The sequence below is a fragment of the Streptomyces sp. NPDC026062 genome (assembly GCF_055568375.1).
Window position 1 is genome coordinate 56058 of the sequence record NZ_JBVHOQ010000037.1, and the last position, 10391, is coordinate 66448.

General features: G+C 73.9%; 1 protein-coding gene. It reads left to right on the plus strand.

From position 1 onward, the window contains the following. Window positions 1–91: 91 nt before the first annotated feature. The gene (locus tag ACZ4LX_RS28740) at window positions 92–10345 is read left to right on the plus strand and encodes an amino acid adenylation domain-containing protein (protein WP_467643560.1); all 10254 of its coding nucleotides are present in this window, start codon (window positions 92–94) and stop codon (window positions 10343–10345) included. Window positions 10346–10391 lie beyond the last annotated feature (46 nt).

Genomic DNA, 10391 nt, shown 5'->3' on the forward strand with positions numbered 1-10391 from the left:
CCCGATTCCCTTTGACGTACGACGTCTCGTGCGCCGGCTCCCCGGCGTGCCGATGCGTACCTGCGTCGTACCCCTTCATGGAGGCACCGTCTTGACTCGCGCCGGAGCTTCGGCAGCCGACCGGGCCCACCAGGACATCGTGTTCTGGCGGCAGCGGCTGGCCGGTATCGCCCCCCTCGACCTTCCCACCGACCGCCGACGGCCCGTCGTGCGTTCGACGGACACGTCCACGTACACCTCCGAAATCCCGGCCGCCACCGCCATGGCCCTGCGTGGCCTCGCGGACCGCCCGGGCGGCAGCCTCCTCGCGGTCATCGCGGCGGGGGCCCAGGCGCTGTTCACCCGCTACTCGGGCCAGTCCGACGTGGCCTTCGGCACTGTCTCGCCCCGCACCGGGCACACGGTGGTGCTGCGCACGGAGTCCGGGCCGGACGAGGCGTTCGAGGAACTGGCGGCCCGGACGGCCCGCACCGTGCGGGACGCCTTCGCCCACGACGGAGCGGATCTGGCGCGGCTGGTGGAGGAGCTCGCACCCGAGCAGGACACCAGTGTCCCGCCCTTCGTCCAGGCCATGGTCGTCGTGCACGAGGGACAGGGCACCCGGACCGCCTTCGACCCGCTGGACCTGGCGCTGGAGGTCACCGCCACCGACGAGGCGATGCCCCTCACCGTCCACTTCAGCACCGCCCTCTTCGACAAGGAGACCGTCGCCCGGTTCTGCGAGCACCTGACCGTGCTGCTGGCGGGAGCCGCACAGCCGGGACAGTCCGTCACGGCCCTGCCCACCCTGCCCCGCGGCGAGTACGAGCAGGTGGTGCACGGCTGGAACGCCACCGGCCGGCCCGTCCCCACCGCTGCCTTCCCCGAACTCTTCGCCGTCCAGGCGCGGATGCGGCCCGAGGCCGTCGCGGCCGTGGACGAGCGAGGCGCGCTCACCTACCGGGAGCTCGACGAGGACTCCAGCCGGCTCGCCCACCGGCTGCTGGAACTCGGCGTCACCCGCGGCGAGATGGTGGGGCTGTGCGTGGAGCGCGGCACCGCGCTCGTCACCGGTCTGCTCGGGGTGATGAAGGCCGGCGCCGCCTACGTGCCGCTGGACCCCGACTATCCCGAGGAGCGGCTGGCCTACATGCTGCGCGACTCCGGAGTCGGATTCGTCGTCACGCAGGAGGCCGTGGCGGCGGCGCTGCCGACCGGCGACGCGGTGCCCGTACTGCTGGACGGCGACCGCGAGGCCATCGCGCGCTGCCCGGCCGAGGCGCCCGGCATCGAACTCACCGCCGACGACCTCGCCTACGTCATCTACACCTCGGGATCCACCGGCCGGCCCAAGGGCGTCCTGGTCACGCACCAGGGCATCGGGAACCTGGTGGCCGCGCAGACCGAGACGCTCGGCGTCACACCGGACAGCAAGGTGCTTCAGTTCGCCTCGTCCAGCTTCGACGCCGCGTTCTGGGAGATCTGCATGGGCATCCTCACCGGTGCCTCGCTGATCATGGGATCCAAGGAGTCGCTGCGGGCGGGCGAGCCGCTGGCCGCCTACGCCGCACGTCACGGTGTCACGCACGCCACGCTGACACCCACCACGGTCGCGGTGCTGCCCGAGCGCCACGGCCTGCCCGACGGGGCGACCCTGGTGGTCGCCGGTGAGGCTGCCACCGGGGACCTGGTCGACCGGTGGTCCGCGGGACGGCGCATGATCAACGCCTACGGCCCGACCGAGACCACGGTGTGCGCGACGATGAGCGCACCGCTCAGCGGCGCCGGGACACCGCCCATCGGCGGCCCCATCCTCAACACCCGCGTCCATGTGCTGGACGACCTGCTGCGCCCGGTGCCGGTGGGCGTGCGGGGCGAGCTGTACATCGCGGGACCGGGGCTGGCCCGCGGTTACCACGGCCGGAGCGGCACCACCGCCGAGCGGTTCGTGGCCGACCCCTTCGGCCCGCCCGGCAGCCGGATGTACCGCACGGGCGACGTGGTGCGCCGTCGCGCCGACGGCACCCTGGACTATCTGACCCGGGCCGACGACCAGGTCAAGGTGCGCGGCTTCCGGGTGGAACTCGGCGAGATCGAGGGACTGCTGGCGCGCCGGGGCGACCTCTCGCAGGCCGTGGTGCTCACCCACAACACCAACCTGCTGGCCTTCGTCGTGCCCTCGGGCCGGGCGCGGCCGACGCCGGAGGTCCTGCGCGGCCACCTCGCCGCACAACTGCCCGACTACATGGTTCCGGTGACCGTCACGGTGCTCGACACACTGCCGCTGACCCCGAACGGCAAGGTGGACCGCCGGGCCCTGACGGCACTGGACTCCTCCCCGGACGCGGCCGGGGATTACGAGGCGCCCCGCGACGCGGCCGAGGAGACCATCGTGACGGTCTGGTCCGAGGTCCTGGGCCGGGAACGCTTCGGCATCCACGACGACTTCTTCGTCTCCGGCGGCAACTCGCTGCTCGCCGCCCGCGCCACCTCCCGGCTGCGGCGTGCCCTGGGCGTCAAGGTGCCACCGCGCGCCCTGTTCGACACGCCCACCGCCGCCGGGCTCGCGGCAGCGCTCGCCGTCGGCGAGCAGGAGACGGAGACGGCCGTGCCGACGGTCTCCCGCGAAGGCCTGCTGCCCATGTCGTACGGACAGCGGCGGCTGTGGTTCCTGGAGAACTTCGCGCCGGGCAGCGCCGAGTACCACACGGCCGTCGGGCTGCGGCTGGCCGGAGCACTGGACCCCGCCATCCTGCGGGAGGCACTGCGCGACCTGGTACGCCGCCACGAGACCCTGCGCACCACGTTCGGCGCGGTCGGCGGCCAGGGCGTCCAGGCGATCCACGACGGCCTCGACCCGCAGTGGAACACCGCCGACCTGACCGTCACTTCCGAGGAGGTGCGCGAGGAGCGGCTGCGGGAACTGGTGCGTGCCGAGACGATCCGCCCCTACGACCTCCGGACCGGGCCGCTGACCCGGATGCTGCTCGTCCGGCTGTCGGAGCACGAGCACGTGTGCGTCCTGGGCATCCACCACATCGTGACCGACGGCTGGTCGGCAGGGGTGATCACCCGGGAACTGGGCGAGCTGTACACGGCCCGTGCGGCCGGCACGAGCCCCGGACTGCCCCCCATGACCGTGCAGTACGCCGACTTCTCGGCCTGGCAGCGCGAACGCACCGAGGACAGCGCCCTGGTGGCCCGCCATCTGGACTGGTGGCGCGGGAAGCTGGCCGGTGCCGTACCCCTGGACCTGCCCACCGACCGGCCGCGTCCGCCCGTGCGTTCCACGGCGGGAGCCGAGTACACCTTCGAGATACCGGCGGCGGTCACCGCCGGGGTCCACGCACTGGCCGCGGACCGCAACGCCACGCTGTTCATGGTGCTCACGGCCGCCGTGAAGGCACTCTTCGCCCACTGGTCGGGCCAGCGGGACATCGCGGTCGGCACGGCGACATCGGGCCGGGGCCACCGTGATCTGGAGCAGATGGTGGGATTCCTGGTCAACACGGTCGTGCTGCGCACTCAGGTCGACGGACAGGAGTCGTTCGGCGCCCTGGTGGACCGGGTCAAGGAGACGGTTCTCGAAGCCTTCACACACGAGGACGTGCCGTTCGAGCATGTGGTCGAGGCCGTTCAGCCGGAGCGTGACACCAGCCGCACCCCGCTGATCCAGACCATGGTCGTCCTGCAGAACGCACCGGCCGGCGAGCTCGGCCTGCCCGGGGTGGAGAGCGTGCCGTACCCGGTGGAGCACGAGGCCGCGCCGTTCGACCTCACCGTGGAGTTCACCGAGGACGGGGACCGCCTGACCGGCCGCGTCATCTACAGCACCGCCCTGTTCGACCGGTCCACCGTCGCCCGGCTGACGAACAGCCTGGGCGTGCTGCTCGACGCGGCGGCCGGCACCCCCGGCCTCACGGTGGGCGCGCTGCCCCTGCTCACCGAAGACGAGTCCGACCGCCTGGTGAACAGGTGGAACGACACCGCCCACCCGCTGCCCGGGGCCACGCTGCCCCAGCTGTTCGCCGAGCGGGTCGCGCTCCACCCCGACGCGGTGGCCGTCACCTACGGCACCACCGAGCTGACCTACCAGGACCTGGACGAGCGGGCCGAAGCGCTGGCGGCCAGGCTGGCCGGTGCCGGAGCGGCGCCCGGGAGGCCGGTCGGCCTGTGCCTGGAACGCGGGGCGGACGCGATCGTGGCCATGCTCGCGGTCCTGAAGACCGGGGCGGCCTATCTGCCGCTCGACCCCGGCTACCCGGCCGAGCGCCTCACGTACATGCTGGAGGACGCCGGAGTGCGGCTGCTGCTCACCGGGAGCGGACTCCGCGGGCGGCTGCCCCGCACCGACGCCGTGGTGCTCGACCTGCACGAGCCCGACGAGACTCCCGCGCAGGACTTCGCGCGCCCCGCCGCCACCCCCGACGACCTCGCCTACGTCATCTACACCTCCGGGTCGACCGGCGGCCCCAAGGGAGTGCTCACCTCGCACCGCGCGGTGGTGCGGCTGGTGCACGAGTCGGGGATCTTCGACCTGGAACCGGGCGACGCCGTAGCCCAGTTGGCCTCGCTCTCCTTCGACGCCGCGACGCTGGAGGTATGGGCGGCCCTGCTGAACGGTGTCCGGCTGGTGGTGCATCCGCCCGCCACCCCCACGGGCCAGGAGCTGGGCGCGTTCCTCGCCGAGCACCGGGTGACCCATCTGGCCATCGCGGCAGGGCTGTTCCACCATCTGGTCGACGACGACGTGTCGGCCCTGACCGGTCTGCGACAGGTCGTGGCCGGCGGCGACAAGCTCTCGCCCGAACACGCGGCCCGCGCCCTGGCGGCCCACCCCGGCCTGCGGCTCGCCAACGGCTACGGCCCCACGGAGGCCACATCGCTGGCCACCACGCACCGGCTCAACCACGGCGAGGACCGGTCGGAACCGGTCCCGCTGGGCCTGCCGATCGCCAACACCCGGGCCTATGTGCTCACGGCGGAGCTGCGGCCCGCACCCCTCGGGGTGCCCGGCGAGCTCCACCTCGCCGGGCCCGGACTGGCCCACGGCTACCTCGGGCGGCCGGGTCTGACGGCGGAGCGCTTCGTCGCGGATCCCTACGGTCCGGCAGGCGGCCGGATGTACCGCACGGGGGACCTCGCGCGCCGCCGCGGCGACGGCGTCCTGGAGTTCCTGGGCCGTGCCGACCGCCAGGTGAAGATCCGCGGCTTCCGGATCGAGCTCGGCGAGGTCGAGAGCGCCCTGAAGCGGCACCCCGCGGTGGCGGACGCGGTCGTCGTCCCGCACGAGGACGCCGCGGGCCGCCGGCGGCTGGTGGCGTACCTCACCGGAGCCCCCGTGCCCACCGGGGACGAACTGCGCGCCCACCTGGCCAGCAGGCTGCCCGAGCACATGACGCCCGCGCTCTTCGTACCGCTGGATCAGCTGCCGCTGACCGCCAACGGCAAGGTCGACCTGCGCGCCCTGCCCGAACCGGGCCCCTCGGCGGCCCCGCCCGGCACCCGTTACGTCGCGGCGAGCGAGGGCGCGGAGGCGGTCCTCGCCGGCATCTGGTCGGACGTCCTGGGCGCCGAACGCGTCGGGGCCCACGACAACTTCTTCGAGCTGGGCGGCGACTCGATCCTCTCGCTCCAGGTGGTGTCCCGGGCCCGGCAGGCCGGACTGCACCTCACCTCACGCCTGATGTTCGTCCACCAGACCGTCGGCGCGCTGGCCGCCGCGGCGGGCAGCACGGCCGAGGAGAGCCGGACCGCCGATCCGGCGGACCGCACCGCCACGGCCCCGCTCACCCCGATCCAGCGGCGGTTCTTCGAGGACCATCCCGAAGGACCGGGCCACTACAGCATGTCCGTACGTCTGGCCCTGGCCCCCGACACCGACACCGCGTTGCTGGAGCGGGCGCTGGCCGCGACCGTCGCACAGCACGAGGTGCTGGGCGCCCGGTTCCGCCGCGAAGGCGGGACCTGGGCCCAGGACCACAGCGAACGGACCGGCTCCGTGGGGCTGTTGACGGTCCGCGATCTGAGCGGCCTGGAGGGCCCGGAGCAGGAAGACGCGCTGTCGGACGGTGCCGACGCCGCCCGCCGCGCCCTCGACCTGGGCACCGGTGTCCTCGTCCGAGGGGTGTTCTTCCGGCGGGGAGCGGGGCGCCCGCCCGAGCTGTTCCTGACCGCTCACCACCTGGTGATGGACGGGGTGTCCTGGCGGGTGGTCCTGGATGACCTGCTGCGCACCTACACCCGGCTCGCCCAGGGCCTGGACGCCGACACGTCCGACCGGACCAGCAGCTTCGGAGCGTGGTCGCGGCGGCTGGCGGAGCACACGGCGGCCGGGGGATTCGACGACGAACTGCCCTACTGGCGGGAGGCGGACGCCCGGACCACCGAGGTGCCGCGCGACGGCGACGCGCCCAACACCTTCGGAGCGGCCGGCACGGCCTCCGTCGTCCTCGGCCGGGACGAGACCCGCGACCTGCTGCAACGGGTCCCCGCGGTCTACCGCACACAGATCAACGATGTGCTGCTCACCGCGCTGGGCCGGGTGCTCGGCCGCTGGGCGGGGGCGCCGGTGACGATCGCCCTGGAGGGACACGGCCGTGAGGACCTGTTCGACGACATCGACCTGTCCCGCACCGCCGGCTGGTTCACGACCGCGTTCCCGGTCCTCCTCGACGTACCGGAGGGGGACCGGGGGACCGCGCTGAAGAAGGTCAAGGAGGACCTGCGCGCCGTCCCGGGGCGCGGGATCGGGTACGGGGCTCTGCGGTACCTGCCCGGCCCGGACGGGAAGCCCGCACTCGACGCGGCGCCGCAGGCGCCGCAGGTGAGCTTCAACTACCTGGGACAGTGGGACGCCCCGGCCGGCTCCGACGGCCTGGTACGCGCCCGCCTGACGCCGCCGGGCCGGGACCAGGCGGACGGCCTGCCCCGCCCGCACCTCATCGACATCGTCGCCGCGACGAGCGACGGCCAGGTGCGCTTCGACTGGATCCACCACCCGGACATCCACACCACGGCCACCGTCGAGCGGCTGGCCGAGGAATTCCTCGCCGAGCTGCGCGCACTGATCGGCCACTGCCTGACGGACGGCAGCGGCGGCGCGACCCCGTCGGACTTCCCGCTCGCCCGGCTCAGCCAGGACACGGTGGACCGGGTGGTCGGGGACGGCCGGGACGTGGCCGACGTGTACGCCCTGACGCCGATGCAGTCCGGCATGCTCTTCCACACGCTCGCCGACCCGGAGGGTTCCTCCTACGTCGAGCGGATGACCTACGTCCTCGACGGCGTCAAGGATCCGGAGCTGTTCGCCCGCGCCTGGCAGCAGGTGGCCGACGAGCTGGAGGCGCTGCGCACGCAGGTCCTCTGGACGGACCTGGAAGCCCCGCTCGCCGTCGTCCGCCGCCGTGCCGAGCTGCCGGTGGACCGCGCCGACTGGAGCGGTCTGTCCGAGGCGGAGCAGGAGGAGGAGCTGCGGCGGGTGTGGGAGGAGGCTCCCCGGCTCGACCTGGCGGCCGCCCCCCTCGCCCGGATCCAGCTGTTCCGGCTCGACGACGCGTCGGTGCGGCTCGTGTGCACCTTCCACCACCTGCTGTTCGACGGCTGGAGCCTGTTCAGCGTCCTCACCCAGGTGCACGACACCTACGCCGCGCTGGCCGAGGACCGCACCCCGGTGGCGGCGCCCCGGCAGCCGTTCACCGCGTACGTGGAGTGGCTGGAACGCCAGGACGTGGCCCGGGCCGAGGCGTTCTGGCGCGGCCGGCTGGCCGGCTTGTCCGCGCCCAGCGCCCTGCCGTACACGCGGCCGCCGCGCGCCGGTCACGCCGCGCGCTCCACGGCCCGGGTGACCGCCCGGCTGACCCCCGACGAGTCGGCCGCCCTGTCCGCCTTCGCCCGCACCGGGCGGCTGACCCTCAACACCGTCGTCCAGGGGGCCTGGGCCCTGCTGCTGGCCCGCCTCGGCGGCGAGCGGGACGTCGTCTTCGGCGCCACGGTCTCGGGCCGGCCCACCGACCTGCCCGGCGCCGGATCGATCGCCGGGATGCTCATCAACACACTGCCCGTCCGGACCGAAGCCGACCCGGACACGAAGGTCGCCGACTGGCTGGCCGGGCTTCAGCGGACGGAGGCGGAGGCCCGGAGCTACGACTACGTACCGCTCTCCCGGGTCCGGGACCTGAGCGAACTGCGTCCCGGCACCACACTCTTCGAGAGCCTGGTCGTCTTCGAGAACTACCCGCGCGAGGACCGCGACGACGCCGGGGCCGGCCTGCGCCTGCACGGCCTGACGGGGATGGACGTCACCAGCTATCCGCTGAACCTGCTGGTGTACGACGCCGAACAGCTGGCGTTCTCCCTCACCTACGACCCGGCGCTGTTCGACGCCGCTTCGGCCGAGGACCTGGCCCACCGGTTCACCACCCTGCTCACCGGCCTGGCCGCCGACCCGGACCGCCCTCTCGGACAGGTGCCCTCGCTCGCGGCGGCGGAGACCGAGCGCGTCCTGGGTGAGTGGGGGAGCGGCCCGGACACGGAGCCCGTCCCCGGTACCGTCCCCGAACTGATCGCCCGCCGGGCCGCCGCACGGCCCGACGCACCCGCGGTCACCCAGGACGGGGTGACCCTCACCTACCGGGAGCTGGACGAGGCCGCCAACCGGCTTGCCCACCACCTGATCTCGCTCGGGGCCGAACCGGGCGCCACCGTGGCTGTGTCGGCCGGGCGCACCACGCGCCTGGTCACGGCGCTGCTCGCGGTCATGAAGACGGGCGCCGCCTACGTCCCGGTCGACCCCGCCTACCCGGCGGACCGGCAGGCCTACATGCTCCACGACTCGGGCGCCCGCATCCTGCTCACCGACGGACCGGGCGAACCTCCCCAGGCGGAAGGAGTCGCCGTCGTCCCGCTGGACCCGGAGGCCGCGGCCGGTCTGCCCGTGACACCTCCCGGGGTGACGGCCCCCGATGACGCCCTCGCGTACATCATCTACACCTCCGGTTCGACCGGGCGCCCCAAGGGGGTGGCGGTCGAACACCGCTCGGTGCTGAACCTCCTGGCCAACTCCCCGGCGCGCTACGGCCTCGGCGAGGACGCGGTGTGGTCGGCGTTCCACTCGTACGGCTTCGACGTGTCGGTGTGGGAGATGTGGGGCTGCCTCGCGAACGGCGGACGCCTCGTCCTCGTACCGCAGGACTGGGCCCTCGACCCGCGCGCGGCCTGGGAGCTGCTGCGCGCGGAGAACGTGAGCGTGCTCAGCCAGACCCCGTCGATGTTCCGCACCCTGGTGGAGAGCGCCGCGAGCGCCCCCGGCGACGGCGCGCCGGACGCCGGACTCCCGGCGCTGCGCTGGGTGTTCCTGGCGGGCGAGGCACTGGAGCCCAAGCACCTGTCGGCCTGGTTCGACCGTTACGGCTCCGCCCCCGCACGGCTGGTCAACATGTACGGCCCGACCGAGGGGACGGTGTACGTCACGCACCAGGAGATCACCGCGGACGACGCGGCGACCGGCGGACCACTGCCCATCGGGCGGCCGCTGCCCGGCTGCCGGGTGCTCGTCCTGGACGACGCGGGGACCCCCGTGCCCCCCGGTACGGCCGGCGAACTGCACATCGCGGGCGCCGGACTGGCCCGCGGCTACCTGGACCGCCCCGGCCTGACCGAGGAGCGCTTCCCCGCCCATCCCTTCGGCGCGCCGGGCGAGCGGATGTACCGGTCGGGCGACCTGGTGCGGTGGCGCGGCGACGGCGCCCTCGTCTACCTGGGGCGCCGGGACGGACAGGTCAAGATCCGCGGCTTCCGCATCGAGACCGGCGAGATCGAGTCCGCCCTCGTCGCCCACCCGGCCGTACGGGACGCCACCGTCGTCGCGCACGACGACGGCGACCGGACGTTCCTGGTGGCCCACGTCGTCCCGGCCGGCGCACATCGCATGGACCCGGCGCAGCTGCGCGGCCATCTCGCGGCGCGGCTGCCGGAGTTCATGGTCCCGGCCGTCTTCACGGCGCTGGACGCGATCCCGCTCACCCCCAGCGGCAAGGCCGACCGGCAGGCGCTGCCCGCTCCCGCGCCCACACCCTCCGGGGCCGTCGGCCGCACCGCGCCGCGCACCGCGACGGAGGACACCGTGGCAGCGATCTGGTCGGAGCTGACCGGCGGCACCGCCGTGGGGGTGCACGACGACTTCTTCGAGGCGGGCGGCGACTCGCTCCTCGCGATCCGGGTGGTCTCCCGGCTCAACGCCGCCTTCACCGTCGACCTCTCGCCCCGGGCCCTGTTCGACAGCCCGACCGTCGCCCGCATCGCCCACGAGATCGAGGAGCGGATCCTCGCGGAACTGGAGGCGGCCGGCTCCGGCCCGCAGCCGTGACCGAGCGACACCGCACCCCCTGACAGGGCTGCCCCGCCGTCCCCCG